This window comes from Mesorhizobium sp. M1A.T.Ca.IN.004.03.1.1, from assembly GCF_003997555.1.
In the GTDB taxonomy this organism is placed as follows: domain Bacteria; phylum Pseudomonadota; class Alphaproteobacteria; order Rhizobiales; family Rhizobiaceae; genus Mesorhizobium.
Map to the genome: position 1 here is coordinate 1 of NZ_RZTV01000048.1, position 823 is coordinate 823.

At 59.3% G+C, this 823-nt stretch carries 1 protein-coding gene; it reads right to left on the reverse strand.

The window, feature by feature from the left end; translation table 11 throughout:
• Positions 1–474: 474 nt before the first annotated feature.
• On the reverse strand, positions 475–823 hold a 349-nt coding region (locus EOD29_RS30610), incomplete at its 5' end, for a MucR family transcriptional regulator (protein ID WP_127248777.1).

Genomic DNA, 823 nt, shown 5'->3' on the forward strand with positions numbered 1-823 from the left:
TCGTGGACGGGGTTAAGCTGTTCAGGGGCAATGAGGGGGCGATGTCATGGGGTGGCGTTTTCGTAAGTCGGTTCGTCTTATGCCGGGAGTCCGGCTCAATGTTGGCAAGAGGAGTATCAGCGTCTCTGCCGGGCTGAAGGGATTTAAGACGACGATCGGAAGCTCTGGGCGAACAACCACAGTCGGCATTCCTGGAACCGGAATTTCACATACTTCCCGCAAGGGCAGGAGCCGCAAGGCTGAGATCTTGCCGCCGCAAGTCGCCGTACTCGCGAGCATCGATACTGTATCGGAACCTTTGCCGAGATCACCAGCACGGCGCTGGGTAGGCTGGGCGATAATACTGTTCATCGCTCTTTGCGTGTTCGCACGGTATTCGCGCTAATCTCTGCTTATTCAGCGGCAGGATCGCGCAACTGCGGAGCGCACAAGTTGGCCCTCGCCATCATACTTGGTGACGCCGGCAAATATGTTTTATTTGCGCTTGGCCACCTTCTTCGCCGGCTTTGCCGTCGGCTTCCGGCCGAGCCCGCTCGCCTTTGCCAGCGTTGAGCGCTGAGCCGCGTAATTGGGAGCCACCATCGGATACTCGGGCTTCAATCCCCACTTCGCCCGGTACTGGTCGGGCGTCAGGCCGTAGTGCACGTGGAGATGGCGCTTCAGCGACTTGAACCGCTTCCCGTCCTCGAGGCAGATGATGTAGTCGGGAAACACCGATCGCTTCGGGTTGACCGCGGGCGCTTGGGCCGACGTTTCCGGTTCGGCCGATCCTCCGATCTTCAAGAGCGACAAGTTCACGCTCGCGATCAAATCCGGGAGAGAG